The 17,758-nt window shown below is 71.6% G+C and carries 12 protein-coding genes; 7 read left to right on the top strand and 5 right to left on the bottom strand.

Going from position 1 to position 17,758, the window contains the following annotated elements:
- The first annotated feature begins 85 nt into the window (after positions 1-85).
- Positions 86-4,891, top strand: a complete 4,806-nt coding sequence (locus WMF28_RS20280) for an MG2 domain-containing protein (RefSeq protein WP_437603905.1) — start codon at positions 86-88, stop codon at positions 4,889-4,891.
- A 75-nt stretch (positions 4,892-4,966) separates the two neighbouring features.
- Here the strand turns inward: WMF28_RS20280 and WMF28_RS20275 are convergent, their stop codons facing one another.
- On the bottom strand, positions 4,967-6,037 hold the full coding sequence (locus tag WMF28_RS20275) for an endo alpha-1,4 polygalactosaminidase (protein WP_437603904.1): 1,071 nt from the start codon (positions 6,035-6,037) through the stop codon (positions 4,967-4,969).
- 254 nt (positions 6,038-6,291) lie between these two features.
- Between WMF28_RS20275 and WMF28_RS20270 the strand changes: the two genes are divergently transcribed.
- From WMF28_RS20270 to WMF28_RS20250, 5 genes are all read left to right on the top strand, one after another.
- Positions 6,292-7,749, top strand: coding sequence for a sigma 54-interacting transcriptional regulator (locus WMF28_RS20270; protein WP_437603903.1), 1,458 nt, complete (start codon positions 6,292-6,294; stop codon positions 7,747-7,749).
- A 133-nt stretch (positions 7,750-7,882) separates the two neighbouring features.
- Positions 7,883-8,368 (top strand): acyltransferase, encoded by a 486-nt coding sequence (locus WMF28_RS20265; RefSeq protein WP_437603902.1) that lies wholly within the window; start codon positions 7,883-7,885, stop codon positions 8,366-8,368.
- Positions 8,365-9,594: a glycosyltransferase family 4 protein gene (locus WMF28_RS20260; RefSeq protein WP_437603901.1), complete on the top strand. Its 1,230-nt coding sequence runs from the start codon at positions 8,365-8,367 to the stop codon at positions 9,592-9,594. Before WMF28_RS20265 ends, WMF28_RS20260 begins: the two co-directional genes overlap by 4 nt.
- A gap of 22 nt (positions 9,595-9,616) precedes the next feature.
- Positions 9,617-9,841 carry a DUF2188 domain-containing protein gene (locus tag WMF28_RS20255; RefSeq protein WP_437603900.1) on the top strand — a complete coding sequence of 75 codons (225 nt, stop codon included), beginning with the start codon at positions 9,617-9,619 and terminating at the stop codon, positions 9,839-9,841.
- A 99-nt stretch (positions 9,842-9,940) separates the two neighbouring features.
- Positions 9,941-11,065: an SMP-30/gluconolactonase/LRE family protein gene (locus WMF28_RS20250; RefSeq protein ID WP_437603899.1), complete on the top strand. Its 1,125-nt coding sequence runs from the start codon at positions 9,941-9,943 to the stop codon at positions 11,063-11,065.
- Positions 11,066-11,246: 181 nt separating this feature from the next.
- Here WMF28_RS20250 and WMF28_RS20245 read toward each other — a convergent pair whose 3' ends face one another.
- From WMF28_RS20245 to WMF28_RS20230, 4 genes are read right to left on the bottom strand one after another with little or no spacing between them, the layout of a single operon-like run.
- A complete protein-coding gene (locus tag WMF28_RS20245) occupies positions 11,247-12,101 on the bottom strand; it encodes a formylglycine-generating enzyme family protein (RefSeq protein WP_437603898.1) in 855 nt (284 codons plus the stop codon).
- Positions 12,101-13,018, bottom strand: a complete 918-nt coding sequence (locus tag WMF28_RS20240) for a hypothetical protein (protein ID WP_437603897.1) — start codon at positions 13,016-13,018, stop codon at positions 12,101-12,103. The genes WMF28_RS20245 and WMF28_RS20240 overlap by 1 nt, the downstream gene beginning before the upstream one ends.
- A 4-nt stretch (positions 13,019-13,022) precedes the next feature.
- Positions 13,023-14,660 (bottom strand): serine/threonine-protein kinase, encoded by a 1,638-nt coding sequence (locus WMF28_RS20235; RefSeq protein ID WP_437603896.1) that lies wholly within the window; start codon positions 14,658-14,660, stop codon positions 13,023-13,025.
- 57 nt (positions 14,661-14,717) lie between these two features.
- Positions 14,718-15,113: a VOC family protein gene (locus WMF28_RS20230; RefSeq protein WP_437603895.1), complete on the bottom strand. Its 396-nt coding sequence runs from the start codon at positions 15,111-15,113 to the stop codon at positions 14,718-14,720.
- A 1,448-nt stretch (positions 15,114-16,561) separates the two neighbouring features.
- Between WMF28_RS20230 and WMF28_RS20225 the strand changes: the two genes are divergently transcribed.
- Positions 16,562-17,428, top strand: coding sequence for an alpha/beta fold hydrolase (locus WMF28_RS20225; RefSeq protein WP_437603894.1), 867 nt, complete (start codon positions 16,562-16,564; stop codon positions 17,426-17,428).
- The last annotated feature ends 330 nt before the right edge of the window (positions 17,429-17,758 follow it).

The raw sequence follows: 17,758 nt of genomic DNA, 5'->3' as shown, positions 1-17,758 counted from the left end.
GAGCTCACCCCACCTGCTTGCCGCGCTGGCGCTGGCGGGCGCGTCCTCGGGGGCCGCTTGCTCCTCCGACGAGGCGCCGCCAGCGTTGTTCGGCCGCCCTGATCAGCCGCAGAACGGCACGATCGAGGTCGACGAAGCGCAGCTCAGGGGCGTGATCGAGGAGGGCGACCTGCGCCTCCGGATCCCGGTGCGCAACCTGACCACGGGGGCGACGCGCGGCCACCTGCGCGTGACGCTCGTCGATATCGACGCGGACAAGGAACAAGGCACGACCGAGGTCGACGTGGAGATCTCGAGCGCGGCGGCGGCGACCGCGGAGGCTCGCCTGCCGGCGCCGGCCGTGAGCGCGCAGCCGGGGCTCGCGCGCTACCTCGTCCGCATCGACGACGGGTCGGAGAGGGGGCTGCTCGTGACGCGAAGCCTGCTGCGCGTCATCCCGCCCTACGACGTGCAGCTCGAGGGGCCGGCGCGCGTGGTGCGCGGGCGCGCCGCGAGCTACCGCGTGCGCGCGACGGACGCCTTCACCCACCAGCCTGTGCCCGAGGTGGCCGTCGAGCTCGCCGTGGGCGAGGGGGCCGCGGCGCGGGAGCTCCGCGGGACGACCGACGCGCTGGGCGCCGCGGTGTTCGAGGTGGAGCCCGGCGGGATCGGCGCGCTCCCCGTCTCCGCGCGGGCGCTCGGCTTCGGTGTGAGAGCGGTCGTCGACGAGAGCATCACCGTCGAGGGCCCCGGCCCGAAGCTGCTCCTCACCACCGACAAGCCGCTCTACAAGCCCGGCCAGACGATCCACCTCCGCGCGCTCGCGCTCGAGCGGGGGAACAACGCGCCGCTCGTCCGCGAGTCGGTCACGTTCGAGGTGGAGGACGGCAAGGGCAACAAGATCTTCAAGAAGCCTGTCGTGACCGACGCCTTCGGCGTGGCCGCCACGACGTTCCGGATCGGCTCCATCGTGAACGTCGGCGAGTTCAAGGTGCGTCTCGTGAGCGGAGAGACGACGACGGAGAAGACCGTCAACGTGGGGCAGTACGCGCTGCCGAGGTTCGAGGTCGCCGTGAGGACCGACAAGCCCTGGTACAGCGCCGGTGACACGGTGACCGGCACCATCGACGCGCGCTATTTCTTTGGCAAGAACGTCGCCGGCGGCAGCGTGACCATCGAGGCGGCGTCGCTCGACGTCGGTCAGACGACGTTCCAGCGCATCCTGGGCGAGCTCGACGCCGAGGGGCACTACGGGTTCAGCCTGGCGCTGCCGCAGAGCCTCGCGGGCCTGCCGCTGGAGCAGGGCGACGCGGCCGTGACGCTCACGGTCACCGTCGCGGACACGGCGGGACAGGCGGTCACCAAGGCGATCCCGGTGAAGGTCGCCGCGGACGCGGCCTCCCTCGTCCTCGTGCCCGAGGCGCGCGAGCTCGTCCCGGGGGTCCCGAACACCCTCCTGCTCTTCGTCACGGACCCGCTCGGGGCGCCGATCCCCGATACCGACGCGGTCATCACCGCGCCGGACGGGGCGACGCTCGCCGCGCGCACCGACGCCTTCGGCCAGGCCGCGGTGAGCTTCACCCCGCCGCTCGGCTCGGCGGACGGCGCCTTCTCGGTCCGGGCCACAGTGGGCGATCGGGCGGTCGAGCGGGAGTTCTCGTTCGCGGCCCAGGCGGGCGGCGAGCACCTGATCGTGCGCACGGACCGCGCCGTGTACGAGACCGGGGAGACGATCGAGGTCGCCATCGAGGCGAGCGAGGAGACAGGCAGCGTCTACGTCGACTGGCTGAACGACGGTCAGGCCGTCGACATGCGCTCTCTCGAGCTCGAGGGCGGGCGCGCCCGCTTCAGCATGCCCGTCGACGCCGGCCTGCTCGGCAGCAACCGGGTCGAGGCGTACCTGGTCGACGACGACGGCAACCTTGTCCGCTCGGGCCGCACGGTCTTCGCGCGGGGCGATTCGGCGCTCAGCATCGAGGTCGCCGCCGACAAGCCCCTGTATGCGCCGGGAGAGACGGCGACGCTGCGCCTCTCGGTCAAGGACGACGCGGGCAACCCGAAGGTCGCCGCGGTCGGCGTCCAGGTGGTCGATCAGGCCGTCTTCGCGCTGGTCGACGCGCAGCCCGGGCTGCTCCGCACCTACTTCGAGCTGGAGGACGAGTTCGCGAAGCCGAGCTACCAGATCCGCGGCCCCTCGGCGAACCTCCAGAACCTCCTGTTCAGCGCGACCGCGAGCGAGGACCCCGAGCAGGCCGAGGCCGCGCAGCGCACGACCCAGGCGTCGCTCGCCGCGCTCGCCGGCACGTCGCTCACCGGCCTCCAGGCGCGCACGTGGCCCTCGGTGCTGGCGAAGGTGCAGACCGAGCTCGCGCCGTTCTACGAGCGCCAGCGGGGCGCGCTCCGGCCCGTGCTCGCCGAGGCCACGGCGAGCGCCGTGCAGGACCTCCGGGCGCTCGGATGCGCACCGAGCCAGTACTACTGCGCCGAGGGCGAGTACGTCACGCTGCTCGGGAGCCGGACGGCCGAGCGCTTCCGCGCCTTCGACGTGTGGGGCAACGCGTACAAGGTGATCTCCAGCTCGACGGGGCTCACGGTGGTCTCGTCGGGGCCCGACGAGCTGGCGCAGACCGCGGACGACGCGTCGATCGCGTTCGAGTTCGGCGCGCTCGGGGTGGAGGTGCCCGCGCAAGAGGAGTGGGCCGCCGCCGACGGCGACAACGGCGGCTGGGCCACGGGGGCCGCCGCCGGCGGAGTGGGCGGCGGCAGCGCCGGGGACCCCAGCGGCGGCGGCGGCGGCGAGAGCGGGCCGCGCGTCCGGCGCGAGTTCCCCGAGACCCTGTATGTCAACCCGAGCGTGATCACGAGCGCCGACGGCACGGCGACCCTGAGCATCCCGCTCGCCGACAGCATCACCGAGTGGCGGCTCTCGGCGCTCGCGAACTCGGCCGACGGCAAGCTCGGCGGCGTGCAGAGCGGCTTCAAGGTGTTCCAGGACTTCTTCGTCGACGTGAGCTTCCCGGCCACGCTCACGCGCGGCGATGAGGTCGAGTTCCCGATCGCGGTCTACAACTACCTGGAGACGCCGCAGACGGTCGATCTCAGCCTGGAGCCGGGGAGCTGGTACACCGCGCTCGGCGCGACATCCTCGCGGGTGTCGCTCGCGCCGGGCGAGGTGCTCGGCGTCCGGTTCCCCGTGCGCGTGGACACCGTGGGCGTCAACTCCCTCACGGTCACCGCGCGGGGCACCGAGGGCGCCGACGCCGTGGCCCGCACCGTGCGCGTGGTCCCGGACGGCAAGCCGTTCGCCGAGAGCCAGTCCGGCATGCTCGAGACGGGCAGCGTCGCCCACGCCCTCTCGTTCCCGGAGGGCGCGGTCGCCGGCTCGAACCAGCTCTATCTCGAGATCTACCCCGCGTTCCTGTCGCAGGTCGTGAGCGGCATGGACAGCATGCTCCAGGTGCCGTCGGGCTGCTTCGAGCAGACCACCTCGACCACCTGGCCCAACGTGCTCGTCACGCAGTACATGAAGCAGACGGGCCAGATCACCCCGGAGATCCAGATGAAGGCCGAGTCGCTGATCTCGGCGGGCTACCAGCGCCTGCTCACCTTCGAGCACGCCGGCGGCGGCTTCTCGTGGTTCGGCGAGCAGGACGGGCACCCCTACCTGTCGGTCACCGCGTTCGGCGTCATGGAGTTCGCCGACATGATCAAGGTGCACGCCGTGGACGAGGCGATGCTCGCCAGGACCGTGGCCTGGCTCGCCGGGCAGCAGAAGTCGGACGGCACGTGGGAGGGCGATCAGACCGAGTTCTTCAGCTTCCACACGGGCACGCTCCGCAACAGCGCCTTCGTGCTCTGGGCGCTCGCGAGCGCGGGGTACACGGGACCCGAGATCTCGGCGGGGCTCGGCTACGTGGGCAGGTCGGTGCAACCGGCGACCGACGACCTGTACACGCTGGCCATCGTGGCGAATGCGCTCGCCGTGGCCGACCCCTCCGGCGCGCTGACGGACCGGGTGCTCGACGCCCTGGACGAGCGCAAGACGGCCGAAGGGGACGCGTTCTTCTGGGACGACGGCGGCACGCAGACCGCGTTCTACGAGGTCGGAGACGACGCGAAGGTCACGACCACCGCGCTCGCGGCGCACGCGTTGCTCTCCGCGGGCGCGCACCGGTCGAGCGCCGACGGCGGCGTGAAGTTCCTGACCCAGTCGAAGGACCCGAACGGCAACTTCGGCTCCACCCAGGCGACGATCTGGAGCCTGCGGACCCTGCTGCTCGCCGCGAGCAAGGGGACCGAGGGCGCCACGGGGACGCTGACCGTCGCGGTCGACGGCGAGCCGACGGGCACGGTCTCCCTGCGCGAGGACCAGGCCGACGTCATGACCACGGTCGACCTGACGCACCTCGCGACCACCGGCGCGCACGAGGTCACGCTCGCCTTCGCGGGGGAGGGGAAGCTCAGCTACAACCTGGTGAGCCGCCACAACCTGCCCTGGAGCGCGGTCCCGAGCGACGGGGGCGGGCCGCTCGCGGTCAGCCTGAGCTACGACAAGACCTCGCTGTACGTGAATGACATCGTGACCGCGTCGCTGAACGTCCGGAACACGACGAGCTCGGCGCAGAGCATGGTCCTCGTGACCGTCGGGCTCCCGCCCGGCTTCCAGCTCCTGACCGAGGATCTCCAGCAGTACATCGCCGCGGGCCTGCTCTCGAGGTTCGAGATCACGGGCAAGCAGCTGATCCTCTACGTGAAGGAGATCCCCGCGGGCGGCGCGGCGAGCTTCGATTATCGGCTGCAGGCGACCATGCCTGTCCGGGCGGAGGACGGCGGCGCCGAGGTGCACCCGTATTACCAGCCGGAGCAGCAGAGCTTCTCCGAAGCGCAGCTCCTGCAGGTGATGGGGGAGTGAGCGGCTGAGCGGGCGAGAGGGCTGGCCGCGCAACGGCGGCCAGCCCTCTCGCCGGCGGGGGGCGGCGCGGGCGGCTCAGGGGCAGGCGATGCGCCAGGCGTCGAGATCGAGCTTCTTGATCAGCGTCGAGAGCCCGAGCGGCTTGGTGGCGGCGCAGACGGCGTCTGCCCTCGACGCGGCGACGTATTCCGCGTGGAAGACCGCCTTGCCGGCGCGGATGAACGGCGTGAGCATCTCGCACTCGTCGTACGCGTGGCACTCCTCGTTGAGCGCCCAGTCGAAGTCACCCACGAGATCTCTCACCTGATCGAGGTCGTTCTTCAGCCCGATGGACAGCCCGCGCGCGTGCGCCTCGGCGGCCAGGAAGCGGTTGTAGTCGAGCTGCGTCGCCGCGGTCAGCGGGAAGCCGGGACGGTTTGTGTAGCCGTCGACGTTGTCGGGCTCCACGCCGTCGCAGCGCTTCGTCACGGCCAGGTCCAGCCGGGCCTTCATGATGTCGCGCACGCCGGCGCTGCGGGTGTCGAGCCACCGCTCGCCGGGCCAGCCGTCGAGCGGGTTGCCGAGCGCCGCGGCGGGGAACTCCGGCGCATCGCTGCGCCAGTCCTCGTGGCTCCCCCCGCTGAAGTAACAGACCACCTTCTTCCCGGCCGCGCGCAGGGCGTCGATCGTCGCCTGCGGGGCCTCGAAGAGGTCGATATCGTACATGGCGACGTCCAGGCTGGTGTCGATGGTGCCCGTGAGCTGCCATTGCCACGTCGTCCCCGGGGCGGGCACCCAGACGTCGCCGCCCGTGGAGCCGCCGTTGCCGGTGGAGCCGCCGCTGCCGGTGGAGCCGCCGCTGCCGGTGGAGCCGCCGCTGCCGGTGGAGCCGCCGCTGCCGGTGGAGCCGCCGCTACCGGTGGAGCCACCGCTGCCGGTGGAGCCGCCGTTGCCGGTGGAGCCGCCGCTGCCGGTGGAGCCGCCGCTGCTCGTGTCACCACCGCTGCCGGTGACCGCAGCGCCGCTCGCCGCCGAGGTGACCTCCGCGCCGGCGCCCGGATCTGCGTCGCACCCGGCGGCGGCGAGCGCGGCGGTCAAGCACACGGCGACGTGGCGCAGCGCGCTGCGGCGCGCGAGAACGGACGCCGGACGGCTGGAATAAGTCATGGGTTCTCTCCTCGGTTCGTGCGTTCGTGAAGCTGGGCGCACGGCGGTACGGGGTGTCTCTCGACGCTCCGCGGTCCCCGCGATGGCTCCCGGCGACGGCGGTTCCCGCATCGTCTCCGTGCGCGCTGGAGAGGCATTGCAAGGCGAGGGCCAGCGCACGCTCCGCGTTCGCCCCGCGGTCTCGCGCCCGTGCCGCGCTGCGCCGTTGCTGAGCGTTGCGCAAGCGTCGTACACTTGCGCAACCTTCGAACGGCATGACGGAGCGAGATCCTCGTCGACAGGCAGCCCCTCCGTCAGGCGAGGCGCCGCCGCCCCTCGCGGCCGAGGTCGCGACCGAGCTGGAAGCCGCGGAGGGCGCGCTCGGCGGCCGGACGCCCCAGGGGCAGGCGTCGCTCATCGTCCGCGCCGCCGACGGCACGGCGCGGGTGATCGATCTGACCGAAGGCGACGTCGTCGCGATCGGCCGCGCGCCGGAGTCCGCGGTCTGCGTCGACGACCCCCGCGTGTCGCGCAACCACGCGATCGTCGCGCGGCACGGCGACGCCCTCGAGGTCGTCGACCGCGGGAGCCGCAACGGCACCTCGGTGAACGGCGCCGTCTTGCGCGACGCCGCGCGGGACCTCGCCGGCGGCGACGTGATCCGCATCGGCCCGGCCGAGATCGTCGTCGCGATCGCCGCGCCTGCGCGTCTTCCGCCGCCGACGCCGCCGGGGTCCGCGCCGGCGGCGGAGGACGCGCTCTCCGGCGCCGGCTTCGTCGTTGCGGACGAGGCGATGGTGAAGGTCTTCCAGGTGGTGCAGCGCCTGGCGCGCGCCCGGACGACGGTGCTCGTCCTCGGCGAGACGGGCGCGGGCAAAGAGGTCGTCTCGGAGCAGATCCACCGCGCGAGCCCGCGCGCCGGCGGCCCGTTCGTGCAGCTCAGCTGCGCGGCGCTGCCCGAGACGCTGCTCGAGAGCGAGCTCTTCGGCCACGAGAAGGCCGCGTTCACCGGGGCGGATCGCCGCAAGATCGGCTATTTCGAGGCGGCGCAGGGCGGCACGCTGCTGCTCGACGAGATCGGCGAGCTGCCCCTCGCCATGCAGGCCAAGCTGCTGCGCGTGCTCGAGAGCCGGCGCATGGCCCGGATCGGCGGCACGCAGGAGCTCGAGCTCGACGTGCGCGTCGTGTGCGCCACGCACCGGGACCTCCAGGCCGAGGTGGCGGCCGGGCGCTTCCGGCAGGATCTCTACTATCGCATCAGCACGTTCGTCCTCCGCGTGCCGCCGCTCCGCGAGCGGCGCGCCGAGATCGCGCTGCTCGCGCACCGCTTCGCGCAGCAGATCGCCGAGCGCATGGGGGAGCGGGCGCCGCGCTTCGCGCCCGCCGCGATGCAGGTGCTCGAGGCGCACGCGTGGCCCGGCAACCTGCGCGAGCTGCGCAACGCGGTCGAGCACGCTGTCGTGCTGGCCGAGGCCGGCGTCATCGAGGTCGAGCACCTGCCGGCCTCGGTGGCCGGGGACGGCGCGGCCCCCCCGAGCGCGGGCGCGCCGGCGAGCGCGGGCGCGCCCGCGGAGGACGCGTCGATGCCGGCGCGCCTCGCCGAGCTGGAGAAGAAGAGCATCGAGGACGCGCTCGCCGCCGAGGGCAACAACCAGACGCGCGCGGCGAAGCGGCTGGGCATCTCGCGGCGCGCGCTGCTCTACAAGCTGGAAAAGTACGACCTCCGGCGGTGAGCGCGGGCGATCGAGCACGAGGGCCCGCAGGGACGAAGGGCGGGGGCGATACTCCCAGAAAACGGTCATGAGGATAGTAAAGAATTCCATCGCATACAAATCATGCTCTGTGCTGAGGCTCGCCTTCGCAAAGATGGTTCACGGGCGGAGGCTGGAGCTCGGGGGCGTGGGGATGCTCGGGGAGAGCTGCTACGTCCTCGTCTCGCCCAGGGGGACGCTCAAGCTCGGGAGAAAGGCGATCCTGGGCGACCACACGGAGCTGCAGGCTGACGGCAGCCTGACCATCGGAGACAACTTCGTCATCAACCGGTACTCCAGGGTGGTCGCGTTCGAATCCATACGCCTCGGAAACAACGTGACCATCGCTCAGCACGTGGCGATCGTGGATCACGATCACAACTACACGATGGAGGGCGACCGATTGCTCCTGAAGGGGTACAGCACGTCGCCCATCGTGATCGGAGACAACGTCTGGCTCGCGGACAAGTGCACTGTCTTGAGGGGGGTCACCATCGGCAGCAACGTCGTCGCTGGAGCGAACACCCTGATCAACAAGGATGTTCCATCCAACTGCGTCATCGGCGGTGTTCCGTTCAAGATCCTCAAGGAGCTCAAGTGAGGACGATCCTCCTGTTCGGCCCCGTGCTGTCCAAGCTCAAGAACGCGTACGGGGGCGGCACCGGCGGCTACACGCGCAACATGTCGGTGTACCTGAACCATTTCAGGTCCGATGAGTTCACGATCGTCCCGTGCTTTCACACCGTGAGGGGCCAGTACGACTTCGGTCCATTCACCGCTCCCGCGCGGCTTGCCAAGGACATCTCCGCCTTCATCTCCGGCCTCGTGAAGGCGAGGCCAGACGGCGTTCATATCCTCGCGCAGTACCGGGGGGCGATCCCCCGGGAGTTCGCCGTGGTGCTGATCTCCAGGATGCTCGGGAAGCCGGTCCTGTACGAGATCAAGGCAGGGGCCTTCATGCAGTGGTACAGCAGCACGAACCCTCTGTCGCGGCGCCTCACCGATTTCTGCCTGAAGAGCTCCAAGGTCGTCCTCGCCGAGGGGAGCGTGTACCTCGACTTCGTCAAGGAGACGTTCGGGAAAGAGGCGCACTATTTCCCGAACTTCATCCCGACGGAAGAGATCCCCGACGAGGTCGCCGACAAGCTGAGAGATGAAGAGCTCAAGGTCCTGTTCGTGGGGTACTGCTACAAGGACAAGGGCGTCTACGAGGTCGTATCGGGCTGCGAGGAGGCCGCCAGGCAGGGCACCAGGATCCGCCTGACCATCATCGGGAAAGAGCACGATGAATTCACGCGGTGGATGGACTCCAGAGCCGAGCAGCCCAACCTGAAGATCCAGCGCCTTGGATTGCAGCCGCACAAGGAGGTGCTGCGGCATTTCAAGCTGAACGATATCTTCTGCTATCCCACGAGCCACAAGGGGGAAGGGCACAACAACTCCATCAATGAAGCGCTGATGATGGGGCTCGTGATCATCACCACCAAGAAGGGCTTCTTGGGGGATATCCTGAGCGATGAGAGCGCATATTTCCTGAAAGAGGTGTCCACCAGCGAGGTCGGCGAGGCGATCAGGGCGATCGACGGGCAGAGGGAGGTCGCGACGAAGAGGTCGAGCAACGGGAGGAGGCTCTTCCAGGAGAGATTCACCAGCGAGGTCGCCTTCGAGAAGCTGAGCCGCTGCTACGAGGAGCTGGTACGTCGTTCCCCGAGGGCGAAGGACGGGGGTGAGCCGTCACGATCCGGCGCTTGCGCGGGGCGCAGCTCGACCGATGGTTCGGCGAAGACGGCGGCGTCGATCGCTTGCGGATCGCGCGCGCCGCTCTAGCTTTCTGGCGAGAGGTGGCGCCATGATGAGGAAATTCTCGTATCACGTCCTGCCGGATCGCGACGGCTGGGGGTGGATCGTCGCGGCCGAGGGGTACGAGGCCCGCTCGCTCCCGTACGGCACGAAGGAGGAAGCGATCGAGGTGACGGAGGGGCTCGTCCGCCGTTACCCGGGCAGCACGCTCGTCGTCGACGAACAGCCCCCGCGGCTCACTCCGATCGAGCTCGATCACCGGCTCGCGGCGTGATATCCGCCCATCCGATCTCGCCCGGCTCGGGGTGAATGTCGACGTCGGGCGGGTAAACCCATGGTCAATTCGCCTCCATCGTCCTACCCTCGGAGCATCATGAGACTTCACTGCTTCTACTGGGTTGGATTTGCGGTATTGGCAAGCTTCGTCGGATGCAGCGACGCGGCAGACACCGAGCAGCCCTCGCCGCAGCCGGCCGGCAGCGCGGGAGGAGCCGGGGGAGGCGCGGCTGGCACCGGCGGCGGGGGCAGCACCAGCACCAGCACCAGCAGCAGCAGCAGCAGCAGCAGCAGCAGCAGCAGCAGCAGCAGCAGCAGCAGCAGCACAGGAGCCGGAGGCGCGGGCGGGGCGGGAGGCTCCGCCGGCTCGGGCGGGGCGCCCTCGGCGACGGCGTGCCCCGAAGGGCCGTTCCCGGCGCCGGAGGCGCTCACATCCACGGCTGTCTGTGCGGGTTTCCGGTACAACTACGGTTACAACGAAGGCCCGACGTGGATCGCCGCGCAAAACGCGTTCTTCTTCACCAACTTCGTACAGCGCGCCGCTGGCAACAATTTCACCGGCGACATCATCAAATATACGCCTGGCGGCGGCTGCGAGGTGTTCATCTCGGACGTGGGCGTGAACGGTCTCGCGGTGTCGATCGACGGGAATTTGCTGGGCGCGAGCCACAAGACCCGCTCGATCAGCTCGTTCGACGTCGCCACCAAGCAGGTGACGATCCTCTCCGACATGTACATGAACCAGCTGCTCGACTCACCGAACGATCTGATCGCGCACAAGAACGGCACGATCTATTTCACGAACCCGACCTATGAGGTCGGAAATCGCCCTCCCGGCGTCGGGCGCGCGGTATTCAGGCGAGATCCCGGGGGGGCGTTGTCGATCATCAAGCAGGGCGGCGGCCAGCCGAACGGCATCGCGCTATCGCCCGATCAGACCCGGCTCTACGTGGTGAACGCAGGCCTCTACGATGTGGACGCGGCCGGCGTGACGTCGAATCAGCGCAATTTCCCGCTCAACGCCGACGGCATCGGCGTCGACTGCGACGGCAACGTGTACCTCTCGGGCGGGACCATCCTGAACCCCGAGGGGCAGACCATCGGCGACTTCCCCGGCGGCACCAACCTCGCGTTCGGCGGCGTCGACGGCAAGACCCTCTTTGTCGTCGGCGGCGGGACGGAGGTGCACGTCGTGCAGATGAACGTGCCGGGGCTGCCTTGATCCGACCCTCCGCGCAGCGCGGCGACCCGAGCGGATCCGCCTGAGCGCCCGGTCCTTCGGCGGGGCCGAAAGCGGGGAGGGCAACTCGGCTAGGCCCTCCCCGCGCCGCGCCGCGCGACGACCGCGGGCTCCTCGGGGCTCGCCTCTCGGGGAAGCAGGGGCGAACGTGGGCGACGCGGCGCTAGCCGCTGCAGCAGCGGAACCCGATCGTGGGGTCCGTGTCGGCGCGTTCGCGCGCGTCGCGCGCGTCGCACCGGAGCTCGTCGAGCGAGTCCCCGCTGTCGAACGCTCCGCCCCGCGTCCTGCAAAGGTCGCCGGAGCCGGTGTCGCCAGAGCACGCGTCTTCCCACTCGCGGACGTTGCCGCTCATGTGCTGCAGGCCGAAATAGCCGCCCTCGCACGCCATGCTGGCGTCGTCGCCGACCGGCACCGTCGCGTCCCCGTCGCCGTTGCACAGCTGCGCGTCGAATTCACCCGTGGCGTGAGAGCGCGCGCCGCCCTCGCTGCACGCCTCGAACCACTCGCCTTGCGCCGTGTCGCCGCCGTACGGCAGCGGGCCGCCGTGGACCTTGCCGCAGAGGTGCTTGCCCAGGCTCTTGCAGAAGGCGCGGGCGTCGCACCAGTCGACGCAGGAGGCGGGGTGCCGGTCGTCCTCGCGGCGGGTCGTGCACACCTCGGGCGCGCCGGGGCCGGTGTCGAACGCGAAGCTGTCGTTGAACAGACAGAACGGCTCCTGCGCGGCGACGTCCGGCTGCGTGGCCAGGAAGGCGCGGTAGGCGGCGTTCGACACCTCGGTCTGGTCGATGCAGAACGAGCTCTCGATCGTCACCATGGCGGCGGGGCACTGGCACACGCGCGCGGCGCACGAGGCCGTCGCGCAGTCGGCGTCGGCCTCGCACGGCTGGCCGTACAGACACGAGGCGTTCCCGGCGCCGGGCTCGCAGGTGAGGCCGTGCAGCGGGCGCACCAACGTGCACGCCGAGACGAGGGCGGCCGCGAGGGCGGCCGCGGCGGCGTGGGCCGGCCGAGGACGCATCAGAAGGCCCCTTCGATGCCGGCAGCGTTCCCGGCGACGAACGGCCGGAGCGCCGGCCCGGGCGCGCGCGCGCCGGCCTTCGGCGGCCTCGCCGCGGCCGGCCGGGTCGCGTAGAACCACGCCGCGGCCCCCAGCGCGACGACGCCCACGCCGAGGCCGATGTCGGCGACCGCGTGCTGTACGCGGATGGCGCGCACCTCGTCGGCCGCGCAGCGCGGGGCGCACGTGGCGCGCAGGTCGGCCTCGGCGCTCAGCGAGTGCGCGCCGGCGACGGCGAACACGGCGAGCCCCGCGGCGCCGACGGCGCCGGACGCCCACACGAGCCCGGGGATCGCAGGCGAGGCGGGCGGCGGGGCGGTAGGCGAGGCGGGCGGCGGCGCGGCAGGCGGCGGAGCAGGAGAGGCCGGCGCGCCGGCCGAGGGGGCGCCCAGGGTCACGGTGAGCGCGCGGTTCTTCTCGCCCTCGCGGATCAGCACACGCTCCTCGACCGCGGGGCCCCAGGCGGGCTGGTACCGGAACGTGTGCGGACCGGGATCGACCGGCAGCGCCTTGCCGTCGAGCGCCGCCGCGAGGAGGCGGCCATCCACGAGCACGCGCACGTCGAGCCGCTCCCGCCCGTGCGCGTCCCTCGCGGCGATGACCACGGTGGGGAGGCTCTTCTCGACCTCGGCGAGCCATGGCCCGCAGTCGGCCACGGCGGCCGCCGGGCAGGTCGGCTGCGAGCACGCGATGAGCGCCTCCCGCGCCGCGAGGAGCTTGCCGTCCCGACGGAGGCCCTGCGCACGCTCGTAGGCGGCGGCGCACGCCCGCTTGTGAGGCTCGGCGCGGGCGCGGGCGCCGGTGAGCGCGAGCGCCGCGGCGACGGCGACGGCGAGCGTGGGCGCGGGCCGTGCGCGAGCGGGAGAGGAGGCGTTCATCGGGTCACATGCACTCGGGCTTGAGCCGGCGTATGCCGGCCTTGTCCACGGTATAGGGCGGGGAGCAGCGCTGGGCGGCGGCGCTGGCTGCGCGCGGCGTGGGCGCAGGAGCGCGCGCACCCGCCGCCGGGCGTGCCGGCTTCCGGGCGGGCGCGGTCACGGCGGCGCTCGACGCCGGCGGCGGGCTCGGCGAGCTTTCCGGGCCGGGCGCCGGCGGTCCTGGCGAGCTTTCCGGGCCGAGCGCCGGCGGTCCTGGCGAGCTTTCCGGGCTCGGCGGCGGGGCGGGAGCGGTGGGCGTCGCGCTCATCGCGCCCGGCGGGCTTGGCGCCGGCAGGGCTGGGGTCGGGGGCGCGCTGGTCACGCCTGGCGTCACCACCCCCGTGCCGGTGGGCTGCGCCGCGGGCGCGTGGGCCGCGCGCGCTGCGTCCTCCGGCCCGGGCGGGCCGCGGCGCGCCCACTGCGCTGCGAGCGCGGCCGCGCTGCCGAGGAGCACCACACCCACCAGCGCGAGGGCCGGGCGCGCGCGCTTCGACATCGCGGCGGGCGGGACGTCGCGCGACGCGCCGTCTCCCGGGGAGAGCGCCATGGAGAGCCCGCTGGACGTCGCGGACCCAGGCGGCGGCGCCGCCGCGCTGCCCGGGCCCGCCGCCTGGGCGTCTTCCAGGCCCGCCGCCGAGGCGCTCTCGATCTCCGCGACGCGGGCCGCCCGCCGCGCGAGCGCGTCGCCGGCGAGCTCCTCCACCCACTCGCCCACCGCGCGCGGCGACGCGAGCGGGACCGCGTCCTCGATGGCGATCGCGAGCTCGCGGGCGGTCGGGTAGCGGCCCTCGGCGTTCCGCTCGAGCGCCCGGAGCACGATCGGGTCGAGCGCCGGCGGCACGTGCGCCGCGAGCGAGCTCGGGGGCGGGATCGGCCGCTCGAGCACGGCCCCGATGAGCGCGGCCTCGTCGCCGCCGTCGAACAGCCGCTGGCCCGCGAGCGCCTCCCACAGGACCACACCCGCCGCGAACACGTCGGTCCTCCGGGTCACGTCGGCGCAGAGGATCTGCTCGGGTGACATGTAAGGCAATTTACCTTTCAGCTGCCCGCCGCGGGTGGTGCTGAGCCGCCCGCGCGCCTTGGCGATGCCGAAGTCGAGCAGCCGCGCCGTCCCGTCGACGCCGACGAGCACGTTCTCGGGCGAGACGTCCCGGTGCACGATGGCGAGCGGCTCGCCGGACTCGCTGTGCGCCTCGTGGGCCGCGTGGAGGCCGTGGAGCGCTCCGCACGCGATGCTCGCGACGATCGGGGCCGGCACCGGCGCGCCGCGGGCGCGCGCCGCGCGGAGCAGGCGCGCCAGCGACTCGCCCCGCACGTAGTCCATGACCAGGAACGCCTCGTCCTCGGCGATGAGGAGATCGAGCGTGGCGACCACGTTGGGGTGCTGGATGCGCGCGACGATGCGGGCCTCGCCGCGCAGGCTCTCGGCGATCTCGGGCGCCTCGGCGAGCTGGGGGTGCAGCCGCTTGATGGCCACGGTGCGCGCGAAGCCCGCCTCGCCGACCAGCCGGCCGAGGTGCACGGACGCCATCCCGCCGGACGCGATGGGGCTGTACAGCAGATATCGCCCGATTCGCCTGGGCTGCGACGGCGCCGACGACATGCCGGCGCGATGATACACGAGCCCGCGCGGCCGCGTCCCCGGTCGTCGGGCGGGGCGTCAGCCCGGCAGGGGCGTGCTCGGCTCGACGAAGCAGAGGCGATAGCCGTCGGGGTCGGTGACGACGACCTCCCGCGTATGCCACGGCTGGTCGCGCGGCCCGTCGACGCCGGCGCCGGCCGCAGCGGCGCGCGCGGCGATCGTCTCGATGCCGAGGTCGCCGGTCGCGCTGAAACAGACGATCACGCCGAGGCCGCGCTGACCGGCCAGCGAGACACCCGGCGGCGTCGCGATGAGAAAGAGATCGGCATGGGGCGCCCAGCGCAGGTGGACGAACACCGGATCCTGGTGAGCTCGGGTGAAGCCGAGGAGCTCGTAGAACGAGGCGGAGCGCTCCGCGTCGGCCACGAGGAGCTTGACGTAGGCGGACATCACGTAGGGATCGTCGCTGTGCATGGTGGCTGGGCGCGAAGGTGCGCCGCGCCGGGTCGGAAGGCAAGCCGCGAGACGCGGGCGGAGCAGGCGTCCGCGAGCCCGGCGGGCGCGGTCAGCTGCCTCTGTCCTGCTCGCTGCTTCGACGCCGGGCTCGTGAGCGCGCGGAAGGCCCGCGGTGGGATGTGCCGAGTCTGCTGCCTGCGCGCGCGATGGCATGCTGTCTGTGGGGCGCGGGGCGATGGGATTGATTCATCGGCGCGGAGGATACCTTGGCTGTGGGGCGACATGGCGGAGGCGCGACGGACGAGCGCCGCGCGCTCTCGATCGACGCCGGCTCGTCGTCCAGCCATTCGCAGCGACGGCGTCTTGTACTCGGGGCGCGGATCCTCGTCGTGACCCGGCAGCGGCGGCCGCTTTGGCATCGGGTACGCCATGCGATCCGTGTAATCGCTCTCGGGCACGTGGCAGCGCGAGCACTTCGCCTCGTCGCTGCGGAAGATCTCCCTGCCGCGCTTCACCCGCTCGCCCGACGCCCCTCTCGAGGCCGCGGTGCTCGCGAGCCAAGTCGCCGGCACGCGCTGCTCGGCAGACCCTATCGCGCGGCTTCCTCGGTGCTGAAGCGGAGGGTCCAGGGCGGCCGGCTGCACCGAGATGGGCAGTCGCGGCGCTCGAACCGTTGATCCGGGGGAGTTGATCCGGGGGAGAGGAGAGCTTCGTCGCCCTGGGGCGCCGGACCCTGCAACGTCACGGGGACCGGCTCTCGCCGCCGTCGTGCCGGACGGCCCCGGCCGTCAGGGAGGCAGGCTGAGCCGTCCAGGCACGGCAACCCACGCAGACAAACAAAAAGGCAGCGCCGCCGGGGCCTCAGGGGGGGCGAAGGCCGCGCCGGCGGCGCTGCGGTCCCATGAAGCACTGAATATGCCATCGGGAACTTTCCCTAAATTGCGTCGATGCGTCACGGACATGCCCTCTCGCGTTTCGATTTTGCAACGCGACCATCTCATGAGTGCACGATTGTTAGATCTCTTTCCTTACTAAGAAAGTTCGTCCAGGACGCAATATTGTCCCCCCATTTCGCTCTATGTAGTCGTCCGCCGATCTCGTCCTCCACAGGCGGACCGACTGCAGCAAGAACGCGAGCGAGATCAGCTGCCTGGACGTCGGCAACTCCGGAGACACCGAGTCGATCCCCATGGATGTGACTGCGGGGACTCCGATCGACCTCTTCGTCGACAGCTACAACAACGTCTCTGCCGGCTCGTTCGAGCCGAGCATCACCCCGGATTGACCTGTTGACCCGGGCCGTCCCCCCGGAGGGCCGGCGCCGGGAGGCCTCCATGACACTCCCCGCAGGAGCCGGCGCGGGCGTGGGATCGAGACCTCGATGTCGAGCGAGTTCACGGCGTTGCTCCCATCGTCGCTCCGCGGCGTTTGATCCGGGCGCTCGAGCGAGCTATCGCTCCATGCCCATGACGACAGCACCCCTGGTGGGCCACGGCGGCCCGGACGGCGCGCAGACGCCTCGGCTCATCGAGGTGAACGGGGCCCGCCTCGCCTGTGCGGAGGAGGGGCAGGGCTCCCCGGTGGTGTTCCTGCACGGAGCGGCCTCGGACCACCGGATGTGGGACCGGCATCGCGCCATCGTGGGCCAGCATCACCGGGCCATCGCCTACAGCCAGCGCTATTTCGGGGCTGGCGCGTGGGGGTCGAGCTGGCCTCCGCTCGGCGTGCAGACGCACGCGGACGACCTTGTCGCGCTCCTTCGCGCCCTCGACGCGGGCCCCGCGCACCTTGTCGCGTGGTCTTACGCCGGCCATGTGGCCCTGAGCGCGGCGCTGAGCCATCCAGCGCTGATCAGGAGCGCTTTCGTCTACGAGCCGGGCGTGCCCTCGTACGTCACCGATCCCGCCGAGCTGAGCGCGCTGGGGGACGACATGAGCGCCATGTTCGGCCCCGTCTTCGGGGCAGTCCAGCGCGGTGACAGCCAGGAAGCCGTGAGGCTCCTGCTGGATGGCTCGGGCCAGCGCGAGGGCTATTTCGCCGCTCAGCCCGCGGAGCGGCAGGCCGTCTACCTGGATAACGCACGGACCATGCCGCTCCTCCTGTCGCAGCCCCAGCCCCCGGCCATCACGTGCGGCGACCTGGCCAGCCTGAAGGTGCCGGTCACCGTTGCGTACGGCGAGCTCTCCCGGCCGCTGTTCAGCGTGGTCTCCCGCGCGGCGGCCCGCTGCATCCCCGGGCAGCACCTGGTGGTCCACGGGGCCACCCACATGTGGCCCGAGGAGGACGCGGCGGCGTTCTGCGCCGCGGTCCTGGGCTTCATCAAGGAACGCTGATGGCCTGAGCCCGCGGGGCGCGTTCACCAGCGCGTCCAGCGGGAGATCCGCTTCGCGCGCGTGTGGCCGCTGCAATCGTTCGAGAGCCCGTACGACGTCGCGGCCGCGGTGTTCACGTGCGGCCCCCAGCCCTCGTCCTCGATCGGCTCGTCGGCATCCGCGCCGAGATTGTAGACGAAGCAGTGCCCGTCGTGCTGCGTGACGCCCGCATAGACGCTCGCGCAGTTGCCGTCGCTCTTTGTGTCCGCGTCGAGGTCCGGCGACGACCATCCGGTGGCGAACTGCCACGAAAAGAGCTCCTCCTCCTCCCCGGCGACGCGGATCGGCGTG

The sequence above is a fragment of the Sorangium sp. So ce590 genome, assembly GCF_051521365.1.
Taxonomy (GTDB): Bacteria; Myxococcota_A; Polyangia; order Polyangiales; family Polyangiaceae; genus Sorangium.
This window is presented reverse-complemented; position numbering and strand designations above follow the sequence as displayed.